12 protein-coding genes are annotated in these 19,879 nt (G+C 68.7%); 6 read left to right on the top strand and 6 right to left on the bottom strand.

The window, feature by feature from the left end; translation table 11 throughout:
- Positions 1–549: 549 nt before the first annotated feature.
- Positions 550–1,323, top strand: coding sequence for an SDR family NAD(P)-dependent oxidoreductase (locus QJS33_RS21255; protein WP_306369795.1), 774 nt, complete (start codon positions 550–552; stop codon positions 1,321–1,323).
- Positions 1,324–1,332: 9 nt separating this feature from the next.
- Positions 1,333–2,097, top strand: coding sequence for a crotonase/enoyl-CoA hydratase family protein (locus QJS33_RS21250; protein ID WP_306369794.1), 765 nt, complete (start codon positions 1,333–1,335; stop codon positions 2,095–2,097).
- Positions 2,098–2,154: 57 nt separating this feature from the next.
- Here the strand turns inward: QJS33_RS21250 and QJS33_RS21245 are convergent, their stop codons facing one another.
- Positions 2,155–3,624: a DUF418 domain-containing protein gene (locus tag QJS33_RS21245; RefSeq protein WP_306369793.1), complete on the bottom strand. Its 1,470-nt coding sequence runs from the start codon at positions 3,622–3,624 to the stop codon at positions 2,155–2,157.
- Between the two features lie 238 nt (positions 3,625–3,862).
- Between QJS33_RS21245 and QJS33_RS21240 the strand changes: the two genes are divergently transcribed.
- The gene (locus QJS33_RS21240) at positions 3,863–5,059 is read left to right on the top strand and encodes a DUF6716 putative glycosyltransferase (RefSeq protein WP_306369792.1); all 1,197 of its coding nucleotides are present in this window, start codon (positions 3,863–3,865) and stop codon (positions 5,057–5,059) included.
- A 20-nt stretch (positions 5,060–5,079) separates the two neighbouring features.
- Here the strand turns inward: QJS33_RS21240 and QJS33_RS21235 are convergent, their stop codons facing one another.
- Complete coding sequence (locus QJS33_RS21235) at positions 5,080–7,167, bottom strand: acyltransferase family protein (protein WP_306369791.1); 2,088 nt, start codon at positions 7,165–7,167, stop codon at positions 5,080–5,082.
- Positions 7,168–7,567: 400 nt separating this feature from the next.
- On the opposite strand from QJS33_RS21235, the gene QJS33_RS21230 reads away from it, so the two are divergent.
- The 3 genes from QJS33_RS21230 to QJS33_RS21220 all read left to right on the top strand — a co-directional run bounded on the left by QJS33_RS21230 (position 7,568) and on the right by QJS33_RS21220 (position 10,801).
- Entirely contained in the window at positions 7,568–7,690 is a 123-nt protein-coding gene (locus QJS33_RS21230; RefSeq protein WP_306369790.1) for a hypothetical protein, read from the top strand.
- A 1,039-nt stretch (positions 7,691–8,729) separates the two neighbouring features.
- The gene (locus tag QJS33_RS21225; RefSeq protein ID WP_306369789.1) at positions 8,730–10,172 is read left to right on the top strand and encodes an NF041680 family putative transposase; all 1,443 of its coding nucleotides are present in this window, start codon (positions 8,730–8,732) and stop codon (positions 10,170–10,172) included.
- A gap of 86 nt (positions 10,173–10,258) precedes the next feature.
- On the top strand, positions 10,259–10,801 hold the full coding sequence (locus tag QJS33_RS21220) for a hypothetical protein (RefSeq protein WP_306369788.1): 543 nt from the start codon (positions 10,259–10,261) through the stop codon (positions 10,799–10,801).
- Between the two features lie 823 nt (positions 10,802–11,624).
- Here QJS33_RS21220 and QJS33_RS21215 read toward each other — a convergent pair.
- From QJS33_RS21215 to QJS33_RS21200, 4 genes are all read right to left on the bottom strand, one after another.
- Entirely contained in the window at positions 11,625–16,970 is a 5,346-nt protein-coding gene (locus QJS33_RS21215) for an RHS repeat domain-containing protein (protein WP_306369787.1), read from the bottom strand.
- Positions 16,933–17,241, bottom strand: a complete 309-nt coding sequence (locus QJS33_RS21210) for a hypothetical protein (protein WP_306369786.1) — start codon at positions 17,239–17,241, stop codon at positions 16,933–16,935. Before QJS33_RS21210 ends, QJS33_RS21215 begins: the two co-directional genes overlap by 38 nt.
- Before the next feature lie 90 nt (positions 17,242–17,331).
- On the bottom strand, positions 17,332–18,996 hold the full coding sequence (locus QJS33_RS21205) for a CDP-glycerol glycerophosphotransferase family protein (RefSeq protein WP_306369785.1): 1,665 nt from the start codon (positions 18,994–18,996) through the stop codon (positions 17,332–17,334).
- Positions 18,953–19,867 carry a hypothetical protein gene (locus tag QJS33_RS21200; RefSeq protein WP_306369784.1) on the bottom strand — a complete coding sequence of 305 codons (915 nt, stop codon included), beginning with the start codon at positions 19,865–19,867 and terminating at the stop codon, positions 18,953–18,955. The genes QJS33_RS21205 and QJS33_RS21200 overlap by 44 nt, the downstream gene beginning before the upstream one ends.
- Between the last annotated feature and the right edge of the window lie 12 nt (positions 19,868–19,879).

The raw sequence follows: 19,879 nt of genomic DNA, 5'->3' as shown, positions 1-19,879 counted from the left end.
GAGGGGAATTCCCTTGGAACCGCCCCGCGCGGGAATGATCGCGGTGACACGCAAAGCACAACTCCAGGGGTCGACGAGGGAGGGAAGGGTGGTGCGGGGGCGCCCGGGTCGATTATGCCGATTGCATCGGATGGGCGCTTCTTGTTTATCGCACGCCCCGGCTTCGGTGGTTCTGTGACCGTCCGCCTACGGTCGGCTACGCCTTCCCGGCAAGGCTTTTCTCCAGTTGGCGTCTGTGTTGCCCGCTGGTTTCAAAGGTTTACCGTGGAACTCCGGAGGGTTCTCGAATGCCCTGATGGTACCGGGTTCCCTGCTCGACACTCCTAGGTTCGCCGTTTGGTTTACGGCATATATGAATTTGTTATGTTCCACCCTGTCCGAGGGGTCGCCGGACCCTTGTCGTTGCATATTTCCTGGTGTGTCATGCATCACATTCGGCTCGCGGCGGGGCTTCCGGCGGGCGGGCGGCCCCGGTCGGCGAAGAGGCCGGGGGTGATTGACCGAACCCGGTTCTAGTGCGTGGGTCACATCCTCTGTAGAGTGCGGCCCATGGATCTCAACGGAATCTCCGCCCTCGTCTCGGGCGGCGCGAGTGGCCTCGGTGAGGCCACCGCCAGGGAACTCGCCTCCGCCGGTGCCACCGTCGTCGTCGCCGACCTCAACGCCGAACGCGGCGAGGCCATCGCCAAGGAGATCGGCGGCGTCTTCGTCGCGACCGACGTCTCCGACGAAGAGCAGGTCAAGGCCGCCGTCCAGGCCGCCGTCGACACCGGTGCCCCCTTCCGGGTCGCGGTGTCCTGCGCGGGCATCGGCTGGGCCACCCGCACCGTCGACAAGTCCGGCAACCCCCACGACCTGGCCAGCTACCAGAAGGTCATCCAGGTCAACCTCATCGGCACCTTCAACGTGCTGCGGCTGTCCGCGGCCGAGATCGCCAAGACCGAGCCGGTCAACGAGGACGGCGAGCGCGGTTCCATCGTCAACACCGCCTCCCTGGCCGGCATCGAGGGCCAGATCGGCCAGATCGCCTACTCCTCCTCCAAGGGCGGCGTCATCGGCATGACCCTGCCCGCGGCCCGCGACCTCGCGGCCGTCGGCATCACGGTCAACACGATCGCCCCCGGCATCCTGGAGACCCCCATCTACGGCGAGGGCGAGGCGTCCGAGCAGTTCAAGCAGCGCCTGGCCGCCCCGGTGCCCTTCCCCAAGCGCCTGGGCACCGCCGCCGAGTTCGCCAAGCTGGCCCGCACCCTGCTGGAGGTCAGCTACATCAACGGTGAGGTCGTCCGCATCGACGGCGCCCTCCGCATGCCGCCCAAGTAGGGGGACACCGTGTCCGACGAGGTTCTCTACACGGCCGAGGACGGCGTCGCCGTCATCACCATCAACCGGCCCCGGGCCAAGAACGCGGTGAACGCCGCGGTCGCCCGCGGGATCGCCGAGGCACTCGACGACCTGGACGCGCGCAAGGACCTGGCGGTGGGCATCATCACCGGCGCGGGCGGCACGTTCTGCGCCGGGATGGACCTGAAGGCGTTCATGAAGGGCGAGGTCCCGCTGGTCGAGGGCCGCGGGTTCGGCGGCTTCGCCGAGGCCCCGCCCAAGAAGCCGCTGATCGCCGCGGTCGAGGGCTACGCCCTGGCCGGCGGGTTCGAGGCGGTGCTCGCCTGCGACCTGGTCGTGGCCGCCGAGGATGCGAAGTTCGGCATCCCCGAGGCCAAGCGCGGCCTGGTCGCCGGCGCGGGCGGCCTGCTGCGCCTGCACCACCGCATCCCGCGCAACCTGGCCATGGAGTTCGCCCTGACCGGCGACTTCGTCGACGCCCCGCGCCTGGCCGAACTGGGCCTGGTCAACCGGGTCACCGGCCAGGGCGGTGCCCTGGAGGGTGCCAGGGAGCTGGCCGCGCGGATCGCCGCCAACGGTCCGCTCGCGGTGCGGATCTCCAAGCAGATCATCACCGAGTCCGACGACTGGTCCACCTCCCAGATGTGGGAGAAGCAGAACGAGCTGGCGGGCCCGGTCTTCGTCAGCCAGGACGCCATGGAGGGCGCGGCGGCCTTCGCCGAGAAGCGCGCCCCCGTGTGGAAGGGCGAGTAGCCCCGCCACCGGCACGGCGATCCGGAGGCCGCCCCGACCGGGGCGGCCTCCGTCGCGTCAGGCCGCGGGCCCGACCGTGTTCGCGCCCTCCCGCGGCGGTACGGCCCGATCGCGCACGACCCACCGGGCGACCGCCCGGGCGGCGGCGGTGACCGGCCGCTCCATCGGCCCGGCGCCCAGGGTGAGCCGCCACACCGTGGCGAACACCAGCGAGAACACCAGGACGGCCTCCACCGTGTAGGTCTCCACCCAGCCGGCCCACCCGGGCAGGAGCCCGCCGAACACCGCCCACAGCACGACCCCGTGCGCGGTGTACAGGGTGAGGGTCATCGCGCCCATGGCCGCCACCGGGTAGAGCACGACGCGCATCGGCCGCGTCCCGGCGAGCAGCAGGCACAGGCCCAGCACGGCCATCGCCACCCCGGTGTTGCCCGCCACCTCGAAGGTGGTGTTGCCGTGGGAGTAGGCCTCCAGTGCCGTCCGCCACGGCGAGTACCCGTCCTCACCGGGCAGGAACCGGGCCAGCGGCCCCAGCAGCAGCCAGGACGACCCGTAGCCCAGTACGGCCAGCCCGGCCCCGCCGCCCACCAGCCACCAGCGCACCCTCCGCGAGCGCAGCCCGGTGCGGGCGGCCGCCATCCCCGCCAGGACGTAGGCGAGGAACACCGTCGCCGGGTACAGGCCGAACACCAGCAGGTCCAGCGGGCTCTCCAGCATCCCGAGGGAGAACAGCGGCATGTCCTCGGCGAACTCCTCCTCGGCGAAGGGGTCCTTGTCGCTCTCCTCCAGGGAGGCCCAGTACGCCTCCTTCTCCTCCACCCACTCGGGGTCGCCCCAGGTGGCCTCCCACTCCGCCTCCTCCTCGGGCGTCCACTCCTCCTCGACGGACCCGCCGCCGAACCAGCCGAACCCGGCCTGTGCCTCCTGGGCGGCCAGCGTCGCCTGCGGGCCGATCAGGGCCACCGCCACGGCCAGCACCGCCAGGTGGCGGGTGCGCAGCCACAGCACGGGGATCGCCAGCAGGAAGAACAGCCCGTAGAAGTGCAGGATCACCGACAGCGACCCCAGCGTCGCCAGGCCGTACCCGACGGCGATCAGCAGCAGCGCCCGCACCGCCACCCGGACCCGCACCCGGTTGCGCTCCACGCGTGTCCCGGGCCGGGTGCGTCCGGCCAGCAGCACCAGGGACACCCCGGCCAGGAACGCGAACAGCGCCGCCGAGCGGCCGCTCACCGCACCCGACACCAGCTCCACGACGAGCATCCCGGGACCGGAGCGGCCCTCGTCCCAGACGGCGTCGATGTCGGGCGCCCCGGTCAGCAGCAGGGTCAGCGGCACCCCCATGTGCGCGATGAAGACCCCGAGCAGGGCGATGCCCCGCGCCGTGTCCACGCCGGGCAGGCGTTGGCGCGGCGCAGTGCGCCCGACCTCCGGTGCCACCGCCTCCGGCGGCGCCGGATCCGGTGGCGAGGCCTCCGGCGGCCGGCCGTCCCCGGCGGCGGTCCCCACTCCCTCGACTGCGGCCATGCACATCCCCCGTGCTTCGTCGGTCCGTTTGCACAGCGATCAACGCGGCCGGTGAGCGCGGCGGTTCGATCGGGGCCCGATTCCTCCAGGGGAGATGATGACCACCCGCACGAACAGCCATTACTTCGAAGGGTATCCGGGCGAATACTTCGGGTGTGTAGTCTGTCGGCGTATCCCGAACCCACCGCGGCCCCGTCGGCGTTCCCGGTGCCGCGCGGACCCATCCAGGAGGACCGACGTGACCGACCCCGACCTCGGCGGCATGGACCTGACGGTCGTGGCCGTTGCGGACTCCGAACCGTACGTTCGCCTGTCCGCGGCCATGTTCGACGCCCTGCCCGGCCACGGTCACACCGTCGGCCTCGCCGTCGTGCGGTCACCGATCACCCCGGCGCCCGCGCAGCTGCGCCGGGCCGTCGCCGACAGCGGGCTGGCGGGCCGCCGGGTCCCCGTTCTGACCCTGCCCGAACTGCGCCGCCTGATCCGCCGCCGGGTGCCCGACGTCGTCATGCTCAACTGCACCGCCCGGGTCACCGACGCCCTGGGCGACATCCTGCCGACGGGTCGGCGCCGACCCGTGGTGGTCTCCACCCTGCCCGGGCCCGCCCTGCCCGCGGGGGAACACGAGTGGCTCCACCGGGCCCGCACCGACCTGCTGGTCCTGCACAGCCTGCGGGAGGTCGCCGCGTTCTCCGAGCTGGGCGAGAAGCTCGGGGTGGGCACCGGGGTCGCCCTGGCGGGGCTGCCGCTGCCCACGGCCCGCGAACGCCGCCGGGGGCGCCCGCACCGGGTCGTGTTCGCCGCCCAGGACCGGTTCCCGGGCACCACGCGACAGCGCGAGCGCATCCTGGAGGCGCTGGCCGACCTGGCCGAGAGCCGCTCCGACCTGGAGGTCGTGGTGTGCCCGGGCGAACGGCGGACCGAGGCGCCGGGCGGCGACTACGCGGAACTGTGGCGCGGCCTGGTCGCCGCCGGGCGGGTCCACGACCACACGGTGCTCTTCCGCCCCGGGCCGGTCGCCGACCAGCTGGACCGGGCCCGCGGCCTGATCACCGTCGGCTCCCCGGCGGCACTGGAGGCCGTCGCCCTGGACATCCCGGTGATCGTCCTGGGCGACGTCGGCGAGGACCCGGGGGCGACGGTGTTCCAGGACGGAGGCGTCTTCGGGACCCTCGACGACCTGCGCGCCCTGCGCTTCCGGGCGCCCTACCCGGCGTGGGCGCGGGAGAACCACTTCCACCCGCCCGAGCGGGAGGACTGGACCCGCCGCCTGGCGGTGCTGGTCCACCGCGCCCGGCTCGGCGACCTCCCGGCCCGCCCGGCCCTGCTCGATGCGGGGGCGCACCGCCGCGCCCGCCGCCGGGTGCTGGCCGACCTCGGCGCCGCCCCGTCCCTGCTCCGCCAGGGCCCCCGCGCCCCCTGGAACACTCCCTGACCCGGCTCCGCCCGGGGCCGTCAGCGGATGGTGGCGGCCGGTTCGGCGGCGACCTCTTCGAGGCCGCCGATGCGGGCGAAGGTGTGATCGGCGAGGGTGGTGTCGGCCACCGGTGCGTCGGGCAGCGCCTCCAGCAGCAGCGGCTCCAGCAGGACCGACAGCGACGACGAGAACGCGAACGAGAAGTGGTTGTCGTCGTAGTAGGCCAGCTGGTTGCCGATCACCCCCGGGCACTCCGTCTCGCCGCACAGGTAGTCGGTCAGGTCCACGGTCCGCACGTTGCCCGGCAGGTCGCCGGCCTCGGCGGCGGCCGCCAGCGGGGACGACTCGGCCATCGTGTACGCCCGGTCCTGGGCACAGCGGCCGCCGCGGTCGACGCAGTCGGCCACGTCGAACGAGAAGCGGGGGGTGTCGCGGACCGCGACCACGTCGACGCCCAGCCCCTCCAGCCACTCCCACCGCTGCACGAACCCGGCGGGCACGTGCTCCAGCGATCCGTCGCCCTGCTGGGTGATGGTGCCCATCCCGAACACCGCGTCCGGTGCCATCTCCTCGATCTCCCAGGCGACCTGGTCGTTCCAGGCGGTGCACTCCTCGTACACCTCGCCCTCGAACTCCTGCTCCGCGGAGCTGAACTGGCAGGCGTTCTTGGTCATGATGACCAGCCGCCACCCGTGGTGTTCGGCGATGGGCCGCAGCGCCTGGAACCAGTGGCGGGCGTGCGAGCTGCCGGTGAGGACCAGGGTGTACTCCGAGTCCACGTCGCCGAACTCGCAGGAGATCAGCTCGGTGGAGGGGATGGTCACGTTGCACTCGCTGGTCTGCGCGATGGTGTCCTGCTTGACCGTGGTGGTGTCCGGATACACCGGCAGCGACGGCAGGTTCGCCGCCAGCTCCGGGCTCAGGTGCACGGCGGCGCCGGGGTAGGCGGTCGGGTCGTCGCTGAGCCGGGCGCGCACCTCCCGCTCGTGCTCGATGCCCGCGCCCCAGGCCAGGGAGCCCACCAGCACCGGAACCGCGAACAGCACGCCCGCGGCCAGCGACCACGACGGCGCCCGCCGGTCGCGCAGCACCCGGTCGATGCCGCCTTCGAGGATCCACGAGGTGGCCAGGGCGGCGGCCAGGGACGTGCCCAGCACCAGCAGGCCGCCGGTCATCGACGGCTTCACCCGGTTCGTGACCTCCAGGTAGAAGACGAGCACCGGCCAGTGCCACAGGAACAGCGGGAACGAGTGCTTGCCCAGCCACACCAGCGGGGGCAGTCCCAGCAGCCGGCCGGCGGACCACCGGCCGTCCCCGGCGCCCGCGACCAGGACGAGGACCGCGGCCAGCACCGGCCACAGTGAGGCGAACCCGGGGTAGGGGAGCGAGTCCCCGATGACCGCGCCGCAGGCGATGAGGGCGATCAGGCCGATCCAGCCCGCGACCAGGCGCACCACACGGGGCAGCCGCAGACGGGGCAGGAACAGGGCCAGCAGACCGCCCAGGGCGGGCTCCCACAGGCGGGCGCCGGTGTCGAAGTAGGCCCAGGTCGGCTCGGCGGCGGTGATCCACAGCGAGTACCCGAACGACAGCGCGAACACCGCCGCGACGGCGCCCGTCGCGGCGGTCCGCACCCGGCCGCCCGACCGCACGGCCACCAGGGCGACGAGGGTGAGCAGCAGCGGCCACAGCAGGTAGAACTGCCCCTGCACGCCCAGAGACCAGAAGTGCTGGACGGGGCTGGAGGCGGAGTCCCGCGCCATGTAGTCGACCGAGCCCAGCGCCAGGTGCCAGTTGGCGTGGTACAGCGCCGCCGCCTGCACGTCGGCGATGACGGCGGTCCACGTCGAGCGCGGCAGGAACAGGAACGCCCCGGCCAGCACCGCCGCGAGCACCACGGCCCCGGCGGGGAAGAGCCGCCGGACGGTGCGGCTCCAGAAGGCGCCGATGCCGATGCGGCCGTCGCGCTCCAGCGACCGCACCATCGAACCCGTGACGAGGAAGCCGGTGAGCAGCAGGAAGACGTCGACGCCGCCGGAGACCGTGCCGAACCAGATGTGGTACACGGCGATCAGTACGGCGGCGACCGCCCGGAGCCCCTCGATGTCGTCGCGACGTCGGGACACGGGCGTGCGCAGTGTGTCGAGCACGGGGCTCTGGACGGAAGAAGAGGACAAGGGTGTGCCTTGGGCTCGGTGAAGGTGGGGCAGGGGGCGGCGGCCGTGGTCCGGGCGCGCGGCTGGGCGCCGGAGGGATGACGGCGCCCGGGGAATGCCCTGCCGCTTCAGTATCCGGTGGCTTTGTCCGTATCTGGCCAGAAATGGGTTGACGTTGCCCAGTCGAAATGAAATCTGTGTTAACACGTAGCCCTGAGCTGCGGAAACAGTGCGCCAACTCACACTCCGGCGCCCGGTACCCTTCAGGGCTGGATACGACTTTTATTGGCATATGAGGCATTTATGACAACCCATTTGCCCGAAACCGCGTCCAGCTCACGGCCGACCGGGACGACAGGGGAGTACACGCATGGCGCCGCCGCACTTCGAGGAGGACGAGTACGAGGAGGGGGAGGAGCACTTCTACGACGACGAGGGCACCTTCGGAGTGCTCGCACCCCTGGAAGCCGACGAGCCCGACACCGGCTGGTGACCCCGAGCGTGCAAAGCCCCGGACCGCTAGGGCCCGCGGCCCTCGTACGTCGGTGGTTTGCCCGTCCGGCACGCGATCGACTCGAAGCAGGACGGGAAGGGGAAGCGGTGGACCATGGCGGTGCCCTCTTCCTGCTTCTCGGGCGGGGCGCCGAAGTCGTTCAGGCAGAAGACCCCCGACGCTCGGGTCGGCCTCCAGCGCCGTGAGCTCGTCCGCCGCTTCCTCCACAGCGCATCGCGTACTCGCCCGGCACCGCCCGCCCGGTCGGTGCGGCGTGGCCGCGCCCCCACATCGGTCAGGGCCCGGAAACGGACATGCACCGTGCGGTCAATCGCTTCGCCGCAGCGCCCGGCCCCAGCCGGAAAGCCTCCCGCGGCCTGAACCCCAGGGGGTTGCCCACCCGCCCGGCAACCTGGCCATAGCCGTGTCAGGCCAGTGGGGTGCCCGGCCCCAGGGGGGTTCGCGACAGAGGTGAAGGTTTCCAAAAGCTCAGCCGCTTGGAAACGGACGGGGCGCTACGCGTGGGCCCGGCCCCGGCCGCAGTCGGCGCACCGGCAGATCGGTGGAGGGAATCGTTGGGCGCCCGTGCGGGGTGGTGGGGGTGTGATCGCCGGAGCCGGGTGCACGTGGAGCGTGCACACCCGCACCGCTCGGAAAGGGAGGCAATGGTCCGCCTGCGAACAGAGGAGCGCTCCACGCTCGCTTGAAAGCCCGACCACAGGTGGGGTGACCCCAGCGGTGCCCGCCTTCCCGCCAGTACCGGGGGGTGGAGGAAGGCGTTCTCGCTCGCCTCTGCTCCAGAGGGTGAGAGCCGCACGCACCCGCGACCCCGACCCCAGACCGGAGGAAAAACCGCGACTCCCGCCGCAGAGGGGTGAAATCCGGTCTGCTTGCGGCCGCCGCCTCAGCTTTTTGTTTAACCTCGGCCCGTGGCCCGGACACCGCTCCGGCCACGGGTTTCGTCGTTCCCCCGACAACAGACACGGCCGTCCCCCATGCTTCGAGATGTCGAGTAACGAAGCAACAAGAAACGGCCGCTATGACGAGTCTTGCCTATGACAACGCCCACGTCGAGTCGTTGTCCGCCTTGTCCCGCTTCCGGACCGACTTGCACGCCTGCCTGCCCCGCCGCGCCGACGCGCTGTTCGAGCTGTGCGACGCGGTGCTGTGCGCAGATGGACCGGTCACCTCTCCAGCCGAGCTGACCCTGGTGGCCGAGCACCAGCGCGGCCACGGGGCGATGTACGACGCCCTCAACCACGGCCGCGTCCACATCGACCGGCTGCGCCGATCCCTGGCCCGCCTGCCGCTGCCCCGGGCGGCCGACGGCCGCATCGTGCTGGCCGTGGACGCCTCCCCCTGGCTGCGCCCCGATGCGCCCACCAGCCCGGACCGGCTGTTCTGCCACGTCTACGGCCGGTCCAAGAACGCCTCGCAGTTCATCCCGGGCCGGCCCTACTCCTTCGTCGCCGCCCTGGAGACCGGGCGCACCTGCTGGACCCAGGTCCTGGACGCGGTCAGGCTGGGCCCGGCCGACGACGCCACCGCCCTCACCGCCGCCCAGCTGCGCGAAGTCGTGGGCCGCCTCATCACCGCCGGACACCACCGCCAGGGCGACCCGGATGTCCTCATCGTCATGGACTCCGGCTACGACGTGTGCCGATTGGCCTTCGTCCTAGCCGACCTTCCCGTGGAACTGGTGGGTCGCCTGCGCTCCGACCGCGTCATGCTGCGGCCCGCGCCGCCCTACCGCCCCGGCCCCCGCACGGGCCGCCCCCGCAAGCACGGCCCCGCTTTCACCCTGGCCGAGCAGGGCAGCTGGCACGCCCCCGACCAGGCCACCACCACCGACACCACCCGCTACGGCACCGCCGTGGCGATGGCCTGGGACCGGCTCCACCCCCGCCTGTCCCACCGCGGCCCCTGGCTCGACCACGACGGGGACCTGCCCATCGTCGAGGGCACCCTGGTGCGCCTGCAGGTCGAACACCTGCCCGGTGACCGCGACCCCGAGCCGGTGTGGCTGTGGTCCTCGGCCACCGGAGTGGACGCCGACCATGTGGACCGGCTCTGGCAGGCGTTCCTGCGCCGTTTCGACCTGGAGCACACCTTCCGCCTGTTCAAGCAGACCCTGGGCTGGACCAGCCCGAAGGTCCGCTCGCCCGAGGCGGCCGACCGGTGGACCTGGCTGGTGATCGCCGCCCACACCCAGCTGCGGTTGGCCCGCCCGCTGGCCGAGGACCTACGCCGCCCCTGGGAACGGCCGGCCCGGCCGGGCCGACTCACCCCGGCCCGGGTGCGGCGGGGGTTTCGCCACCTCCGAGCGAGGGTGGCCTGTCCGGCCGGTGCGCCCAAACCCTCCCGGCCCGGTCCCGGTCGCCCGCTCGGATCGAAGAACCGCGGTCCCGCGTCCCGACACGAGGTCGGAAAGACCGTCAAACGCGCTGTGACTTTGACAGAACACAAGAACCGGACAGGTTAAACAAAAAGCTGAGAGGCATCCGGGTCGGTACGTTGCTCGGCCCGCCTGGGAACGAGCAAAACCCGTGTCCCCCGCTCAGCCTGGGCGTGGGTGAAGTCCCGCCCGGCAAGCCCGCGGTCAGCAGCAGCCTGACGGGCAGCGCGGCCTCCTCCCGCAGGTCCTGGACCACCTCGCGCTCGTTGACCGCGGCCCGGGTGTGGAAGATCGCCGAGCGCATCAAAGCCAGCGGGGTGATCGGCCTGGGCGACAAGGGCTACATGAAGCTGGCAAAGATGGTGCTCTGCCCGTTCAAGGGGCGTTGCAAGCCGCAGTGGAGCGACGCCAACTCCACCCACACCAAGTGTTTCGTGCCGGGTGAGCGCGCGAGCGCCCAGCTCAAGCAGTGGGACCTCCTGTGCCGCCTACGCTGCTGCCCTCAGCAGGCCAGGAAGACCATCCGTGCTGTTCTGGTTCTTCAGCTTGGCGAGGCAGGGCGAAAAAGGCTCCTCATCATGAGCGACACAGCGGTTCAGAACAGCAGATCAACCCACCAGCAAACCAATACTAAGACATCACCCAGGACGCCCTTGAGTTCGGACGAATATGAGAAAATCGCGAGCACGCCTCTTATTGCGAGCCGTGAACAGTAGACAAAAGAAACCCACCAAGACTAGAAATAAATAGACCCAAAAAGGGGAACCCACAGGATCAAATCCAGGATCCCAGAGCCGGGGCAACATCACCACAAAATTCACGAGAGCAAGAAAAACAAGAAAAACAAACCAAGGAGGAACGCTATAGGCCACTCTGCGCTCAGCCATACATCTAGCCGCTTCATCGATCAGAAAATCGCCTGTAAGAATCTTCTGGCGAATCACCCTCCCAGCAGATCTCCTAACCGACCAATTCATACCCGAAGGCAAAGGAAGCCCAGCCACACTCCGCGCAAGATAGCTCAGGGCAACGGAAACAAAAAATCCACAAACCACCCCTCCAGCCACGCTCACCAATCCCGACATCGCCAGCGACGGAGCCGCGCTCGGATCAGCACCGACCCTCCCCAGAAAGAAAAGAAGCAAAAGTATCAAAAATATAAGCAACCCAAAGCCGGCGCCGACCAACCAAAAGACTACTTTAGAGAAATTATCCCGAGGGCTGGAGTTACTCACTTTTTCTCCATAAATTTTAATCAACCTGAAGCACTAACAAAACCTCACGAAATAACCCTAACTCAGATCACTCGAACCATCCCTAGGCCACCCGAGAGCAGGGAAATCCGCAGCACCCCGAGAGAACAGCTTGCACCCCAGAAACCCAGCTTTTAAATTCAAGAAATCAACTTTTCAATTTTTCCCTAGCCTCAATTAAAACCCCGCCTCCTGGGAAGCTCGAATTTCACCACCGGGGAGACGGGGCAAGATCAACCACTGAAGACAAAACTTATCCGCTGATTAAATTTACCTCAGCAGATACCTAGCATACCGCCCTGAGCATACTCTGGCCCACTCCGTCACCAATTGCGTAGCCCAGGCCAACTCCTACTCCAAATCCGGCCAGGCCGACACCGACCGGCCCTCCAACGGGAGCAAAAGCCGGAATAAAACCAACCCCCGCTCCAACTCCCGCCCCCACGTAAGCACCAATAGCAGTCCCAGACGCTCGATTCATCCAGACAATGGTCTCATATTGCATAGCCGTGCAATTTCCGTAAGGGCTTGATGTCCTTTCAACGATAACTTTTACATGATTCGCGCCACTGCCCTTGCTGTGCTTTTGAGGGGAAATTTCAGGCCATTCGTGTCGCCCGTTCGATAGGCCGAGATGCTCCGGCTTCTTTGGGTTCCCAGAAGAGAACCCCTTGGGCCCGTCATGCGTGCCAAGGTTCTTGTCTCTCGAGATCCTTCTTCTGGCAGCGTTTTCTCGGGCGGCGCGGTCGCGCATGGCCTTTCTTGCGGCGGCCTTGCGGGCGGCGGCGGCGCGCATCGCCGCGGCCTTGCGGGCGGCGTTGGCGGCCTTCGCCGCGCGGATGTGTGCAGCACGGATCTTCGCAGCGCGGATGGCAGCCTGGCGGATCCGGTAGGCACGGATTGCGGCCTGACGGATCCGGTAAGCGCGAATCGCGGCCATCCGGGCCTGGTAAGCGCGGATCGCGGCCTGGCGAGCGCGGTAGGCAGCGGCCCACTTGCGTGCCTTGGAGAAGCTCTTGCGGTAGTACAACCCGTCGGGGTCGGTGAACGACGTCGGGTTGTTGTTCGCGTACGCGTACCCGTTCATCTGCTGCGAGTCGCTGAAGTCGACGACCGGGTCAGCCGAGATGAACATCCCCGTTTCACTGTCGTAGGAGCGTGCCCCCAGCCGGGTGAAGCCGGCCTGTTCGTCGATCACTCCACCCACGTAACCGCGCGAGTTCGGCCAGCTCCCGGTGGCGGTTCCGCGCTCGGTACCGAAAGCGGTGAACCTGCGGCGAACGCTCTCGCCGGTCAGTGAGTTGATCGCCAACTGTCCGGTCTGATGGTGGTCGGAGAAGATCCAGTGCACGTCCCCGGTGCTGGAGCGGCTGGCGATGACTGCGCCCTCGTGCTCGTACAGGCGCGTCCCCTGGCTGGTGAGCTCCTCCTTGTTGAAAGAGACCTCCATTCCGGGCAGGAACAGCGTCACCGCGTTGCCGTCGTCGCGGATCAGGCGTTCGCCCTCGGCATCATAGACGAACCGAGAGGTGCTGTCGCCTTCCCGGACGGCGGTGAGCTGGCCCTCGGCGTTCCATTCCAGGGTCTGGTCACGGGTGGCACTGCGCCGGGAGGTCATGTTCCCGGCCTCGTCGTAGGTGTAGGTGGCGAGACCGCTGTTGCCGTTGGAGTCGACCTGGGTCACCGCGTGCGGGCGGTCCTCCCCCGCTCCGGGGCGGTGGTAGGTGCTTTCGATGTCCCCGGCCTCGATCAGGCCGCGGCGCGTCTCGGAGGTGCGGTTGCCGAGCGCGTCATAGGTGTAGCTGTTCCAGTACGGCGCGGCGCCACCGACGTTCTCCCGTGCCGGTCCCCCGTCACAGGCCTGCTCGCCGCCCTGTAGGGAGGTCCACTCGTCGGTGAGGCGTCGCATGTCGTCGTAGGCGAAGCACTGCACGTCCGGGAGGAGGCCCTCAGCGGTGGGCTCGTCCTTGATGCTCAGCACGTTGCCGGCGTCGTCATAGGTGTAGGTCTGCTCGACGAGGGTGCCGTGGCCGACCTCAGGGTGGATCCTCGCCACCGTCACGCGGTCGGTCGCGGGGTCGTAGGTGCGGGTGTCCCAGGTCTCATTGGCCTGGTTGTTGCCGTCGTTGCGGTAGAAGGTGCGCTGAAGGACCTGACCACGGCTGGAGTAGACGACGTCGTGCAGGTAGCTCATCTGGAAGGTCTCGCTCAGGCCCCGGATGGAGACCGGAAGGCCCGCGTTGTTGTAGGTGTAGCTCACCGTCTCCTCCGGCAGACCACTGCCCGCGGGGAAGGTGTTCGACTTGATGGTGCCGTCGGAGTTGTACGTGGTGCGGAACCGGTAAGGTCCGCCGAGCCCTCCGTTCTCCGGCGTCCGCGGGATGTAGACGGTGGTGGCCGTGGACCGCCCCAAGGGGTCATAGGCGTGGATCGTGGTGGTGTACTGCTGCCCGTCGACGTGGCGGACAGCGTTGCTCAGCTGGCCCTTGGCCACGGTGTCGAAGGTCCAGGAGGCGAGCAGCGGCCCGTCCGTTCCGCCCTGGTGCTGGCCGGTCTTGCGCCCCAGTGCGTCATAGACGTAGGAGACGGTTTCACCACGGGCGTCGGTGCGGGAGACGAGGCGGTCGGCGTCGTCGTAGGTGTAGGTGGTCGTTCCCCGGTCGGGGTCCTCGGTCTTGGTCTTGCGGCCGCGCAGGTCGTAGTGGTTGCGCCAGACATTGCCGGCCTCGTCGGTGATGGTGGCCACCTCACCGGTGTCGGTGTAGGTGTAGGTCAGCGCGGTGTAGTCGGCCTGGGGGGTGTCACCCGAGTGCTGGCGCAGCTCGACCGTCTGGCCCAGGGCGTTCTTGATGGTCGTGGTCGGAATGGCGCCGTCGGCCGGGGTCACCAGCAGGCGGTCACCCAGGTCCTGGGAGTTGGTGCGCCACAGTTCCCTGCTGCGGGAGAGGGAGATGACCTCGACGGCACGTCCCGTTCCGTCGTAGACGGTCTCGGTGTACCGGGGGATGCGGTCGTCCCCCTGGTCCGGGTGGAAGAGCGTTTGCCCGGGCCCGGCCTCCTCATTGTGGTAGCCGTGGCGTTCCTTGATCTTCAGGCCACGGCTGTCGTAGAAGACGTCGCTGATCAGTCGGCCATCGCCGACGGCCGCCGGTGCCTGCTCCTGGCGCAGGCGCAGCAGCCCGTCGTAGAGCTGGTAGGTGGAGGCATAGGTGCCATCCTCCCGACGGGTGTGCGAGATGACGGCAGATGGAGCGTCGTTGCGCACGTGGTACTCGAACCGCATGGCGGGGTCGACACCGTCCGCCTTCTTGCGCTCGGGTGTCCACACCTGGGTGAGGCGGCCGAGGGGGTCGTGGGCCATGTCCGTGCGGTTGCCGTTGGGATCGATCTCCGCGACGGGCAGTCCGCGCAGGGGGTCGAAGTGCTCCGTGTCGATGTGCCCCAGCGGGTTGGTGGTGGTGACGGTGGTCGCCACGCCTCCTGCTGTTTCCGGGGAGTAGAAGGTCACCGTGGTGTTACCCAGTGCATCGCTCTCGGAGACCGCCCGGCCGAAGGCGTCGTACTCGGTCTCCTGGACCGTCTGGTAGACGGGGGTGGATCCGTCGTAGTCCTCGATGCGCTGGGTGGCAGTGGGCAGCCCGGCCGTAGGCGCCTGCCCGTAGCCGCGACCGTCGTAGTGGACCCGCTCATCGCTGATGACATCGTCAGGGCGGGAAGGAGTGGCGCCGCACCCCACGGCGACCTTCTCCGTCCGCGCCACGGCGTCCAGGATTCGCAGGGTGGTGTTGTCGGCGTAGGTGTAGCGGGTGCACTGGTCATCACCGGCGTCGTCAACGTCACCGTGGTGATGGACCTGAGTGGTACGCCCCAGAGTGTCGTATTCGGCGGTCTCCCGTGTGCGCATCCAGCCGCCGTCCACCGCGATGTACTGGGTGGTGGAGGCCATCCCGGTAATGCGTGACTCGAGGGTGCCCCAGGAGTAGGTGCGCTGTGCGGTCACCCGGCTCCAGGGCAGGGAGATCGTCTTTTCGACGATGTCCCCGCCGGGTCCGTTGCGGGTGATCTCTTCCAGGGTGAACCCGTTGTACTCGTTGAGGTCGGTGTGCTCGTTGCCCTCACTGTCGGTCACCTTGACCGTGCGGGTTCCGGTGGGCTGGCGGTCGCCGTGCATACCGCGGAAGAAGCGGTGCTCGGTTTCCGATCGGGTCTCGTCCGGCAGGCCCTCGGTCACCCGTACCTGTGCGTATCCGCGCCAGTCGGACCAGGTCCGGAGCTTGTCCCGGATGAACCCGTCGGCATCCCGGTAACGCCATGCGGCGTCACCGACGTAGTCGTAGGTGGTGCGCTGTTCGGGCTGGTCGGTCACCAGGTCGAACTCGCTGACCTGGGTCACCACGTACTTGTGGAACCAGTCGGTGTACTCGCTCTTGCCGTCGGCGGTCGTGTTCACGACGGGGAAGCAGCGAGTGCCGTTGTCGTGGGGCTCCGGCGTCTGCCCCGGTTCGCACTCACCGCCCGAGTAGGTGATGTCGATCTGGCTGCCGCTCTCGGTGAGGATCTTGGTGATCCGCCACTTGAGCATGGGGGCGAAGCCGTCGTCGGTGGTGTCGACCCGGTTCTCCATCGGTGTGCCGCCGAACTCCAGCAGCGGCATGCTCTCTTCGCCGCCGACGTGGCCGGTGTGCTCGATCGAGTGCAGCCACAGATCCGGGGGAGTGCCGTCGCCGGTCTGGGGGTAGGCGTGGGTCAGTTCCCAGGAGCCGACGTTGCGGTAGGCGGTGCCGTCGTGGACCTGGGTGGTGATGCTGTTCAGCTTTTTGCGGGTCCAGAAGGTCGGCGAAAAGCGGTTGGTGCAGTTCTGTCCCTGGGCGCAGTGCTGATCGAAGGGGGCGTCGGGCCAGTGGCTCGCGTTCGCACTGGTGAACTTGTCCTCCGCGCAGTCGAAGGAGTCGGTGGGGATGCATCGCTCCCCGACGGTGAACTTCACCCGGCCCGGCGCGGTTCCGTAGACGTTGTCCGAGCGCAGCCCGTACTCGATGCGGTTCAGATACCCGCCGCGGGTGTAGACGGTGGGGGAGTCGGCCTTCATGTTGCGGCCGTAGTAGTTGCTCTCCTCGGTGTAGTAGTACGTCATCACGTTGCCGTGCACGTCCACCACGTAGTCCAGGTTCCACCGCCAGCCCTGCTGGCACCAGGAGTCCGCGAAGGCGGACTTGTTGCAGGGCTCACCGGAGTCGTCTCCGAAAACCGGGGCCGTCCAAGTGGAATTGGTCTCCGCCTTGCCGCTGGAGTAGCCGGGCAGACGGTTCATACCGAAGTAGTACTGGGTCCCGTCGGTAGTGGTGATGCGCCAGTACTCGCCGTCGTTGTCACCGTTGGTGGTACCGGTGAGCCGTTCGATCTTGGAGGCGTCGTCGTGGCGCATACGCCAGGTGCCGTCCTCATCCAGGAACATCTCGCCGGAGCGACCATTGAGGGAGAACGTGGCGTTGTGGCGCGACCAGCACAGGTCCCCGGTCTTGCCGGAGTCGGGTTGGCTGTCGGAGCAGGGCGCGTACCGGCGCTCGATGAACCCGGGGCTGTAGTTGAAGCCCTCACCGATCCAGGAGGTCTGGTTGTTGGAGGAGGCCACCCGGTACGAAACAGGTCGGCGCGTACAGTACGGTCCGGACGGCGTTGGGCGCGGTGTCCGGGCGGATCGAATTGAGTCGGGGCCGGCCCACCTCGACGATCTCGTCGGTGCGCACTCCCACCTGGGCGCGCATGTACCGGTCGAGCCCCACCCGGCTGGCGGTCCACACCTCGTCGTAGACCTTGCTGAACGGATTGACGTCGGTGAGCTCGGCCATCAGTTCCAGGAACTGTTTCCTGAGGCGGACAAGTTCCTGCTTGGCGAACGACATGGTGGTCGCAACTTCCTGAAAGTTCAGGGTGTTGCGACCACCACTAGAACCCAAGGCCAGGTCCGGGGCCTCCGCGCGCCGGCGGTGGGCTCAGCCGCGCCCGTTCAGCATGCGGTCCACCACCCGCTCCGCGGCCCGGCCGTCCGACGGGTCGCAGAAGTCCCGTACGAACTCCTCGTACCGCTCCTGGTACTGCTCGGCCACCGTGTCAAGGTCGCGGATCGCCTTGATCAGCTCCCCGGACGTCTTCAACAGCGGCCCCGGCGCACGCTCGCCCAGGTCGAAGTAGAACCCGCGCAGCGTGTCCCGGTAGTGCTCCAGGTCGTAGGTGTAGAACAGCATCGGCTTGCCCGAGTGGGCGAAGTCGAAGAGTGCTGACGAGTAGTCCGTCACCAGCACGTCCGCGATCAGGTACAGGTCGGCGATGTCGGGATACTTGGTCACGTCCCACACGAAGCCCTGGCCGGCGCCGGGGATGCTGTCCAGCACCTTGGGGTGCTTGCGGAACAGCAGCACGTGGTCGTCGGCCAGTTCCTCGCGCAGTGAGGGCAGGTCGATCTGTAGATCGAGCTTGAACCTCTGAGAGGCGTATCGCTGGTCATCACGCCAGGTCGGGGCGTACAGGACGACCTTGCGCCCCTTCGGAAGCCCAAGGGCCTCTCGCGTCCGCTCGGCCCGTGCTTCCCGGTCCGGGGCGTGGAAGACGTCGTTGCGCGGGTAGCCCGATTCCAGGATCTCCGATTCGCAGAGGAAGGCGTCGCGCATGATCGGAGTGGTGAACGTGTTCGGGGACACCAGGAAGTCCCACTGGCGCGACCGGTGCGGCAGGCTCGCGATGTAGGCCCGGTTCGCCTTGGGCGTGCCCAACAGGTCGGCGCCGATCCGCTTGAGCGGGGTGCCGTGCCAGGTCTGTACGACCATCTGCCCCTCGCGGCGCAGCAACCAGTCCTCCATTTTGACGTTGTTCACCACGTATCGACTGCGGGCCATGGCCAGCGCCCACTCCCGGCTGCCGTACTCCACGGCGGTGACCCTCTGGGGCAGCACCACCTGGCGGTCCCGGATCGTCCAGATGTGCTCGACATCCACACCGCGCCGCACCAGTTCCTCGTACACCGCCCGGGGTGAATCCGAGAACTGCTTGCCCTCGAAGCTGCTGTAGAACACGGCCTCGCGCAGCGGGTCGCGCTCGCGCGCCGCCAGGTACTCGTCGCGCAGCACGCGCTGCCGGTAGGGCCCCAGCTCCGAGGAGTCCAGAACGCTCCCCGCTGCCAGGAAGATCCGGTCGTGGAAGCGCCGGTCCACCGAGTACGTCTTGTGCACCCCCTCGTGGACGGCGGGCAGCGCGGCGATCAGGTCCGGACGGAGCTTGACAGGTGCGTCCTCGCTGTTGTCCCACCGGTCGGCGCCGCGCAGGGACAGGTACCACCGGCCGCGGGACAGCGGCAGAGAAGCCCCGAAGAAGTCCTGGTGCTCGGGGTCGATGACGGCCTCGAATCGACCGTCATCGATGGTGACGGACTGCCGGATCTCCTCGAACCGTTCGCCGTGCCGCAGCACCAGCACCCGGTCCCGGTCCGGGCCGGTGTAGGCGCCTGAGAGGTGGAGCCGTCCGTCCTCCCAGCGCAGGGTGTCGACCACCGGCTGACGCACCCGGTCGTGCAGCACCAGGGCTCCGTCCGCGGTCACGCCCACCGAGACCTCGCGGTCCTCACCCACCGGGTGGGCCGACGCCAGAGCGCCGTCGGGGACCACCACGGGGAGTCGCCGGTCGCCGACCGCCGCCCGGACGCGCAGTTCCCGGGTGGCGGCACCGGGCGTCCACAGGTCGTCGAGGGGGGAGCAGGGCCCGGGCGGTCCCCGCCTCGGTGGAGACGGGGTGGACCCGCTCCACCTGCTCGCCGTCCTCTCCCTTGAAGGAGACGACCAGGCCCTCGACCGCGCCGGACAGGTCAAGGGCGAGGTGGTCACCGTTGACGGAGTGGCCGCGCAACTCGGTGCGGACCGGCTCCACCCGGAACTCCAGGCGCTTCTTGACGAAGTCGCTCACCCATCGTGTGCCCTCGTCCAGCCGGTGGGAGTGCGCGTGGCCGGAGGTACCGATATCGCCGGGAGCGATGCCGTCCTTACGTGCCTTGCCGAAAGCCCATACCGCCAGGGTCAGCGACCAGGTGCCCTTCGCCCATTTCCCGCCAGAGCGCAGCCGCCCGGGGTCCACGGAGATCTCGAAGCCGGAACCGTCGTAGCAGTGCAGCGCCTGCTTGGAATGGAGGGTGGCCAACGGTTCGACGCGCGGTGTCACCCGGAGCGGGATCCGCTTGCGCGAACCCTTCCGGGTGAGCCAGGCCAGCGTCGGGATCCGGGGCCGCTCCGGTACGGGGACGTTACGCACGTGGGCATAGCCGCGTACCCGCAGTACCCCGCCCTCCCACACCATCTCGGTGAGCCGGGCGACCAGTGGGATCTCTTCGTCGGAGAGCGCGGCGACCTCCTTGGGCAGGACGCCCGAAGCCACACCGGGCACCTCCAGCGACGGAGACAACAGCCCCCGGATCCGGAAGGCGCCGGGGTTCTCGCGCTCGAACACGATGATGGCGACGGCCTCGTCCCACCGTCCCTGCGCCACCAGCCACAACCG

Source organism: Nocardiopsis sp. CC223A, assembly GCF_030766825.1.
Taxonomy (GTDB): Bacteria; Actinomycetota; Actinomycetes; order Streptosporangiales; family Streptosporangiaceae; genus Nocardiopsis.
Note: the sequence above shows the minus strand (reverse complement) of the source record. Positions and strands in the feature narration are given on the sequence as shown.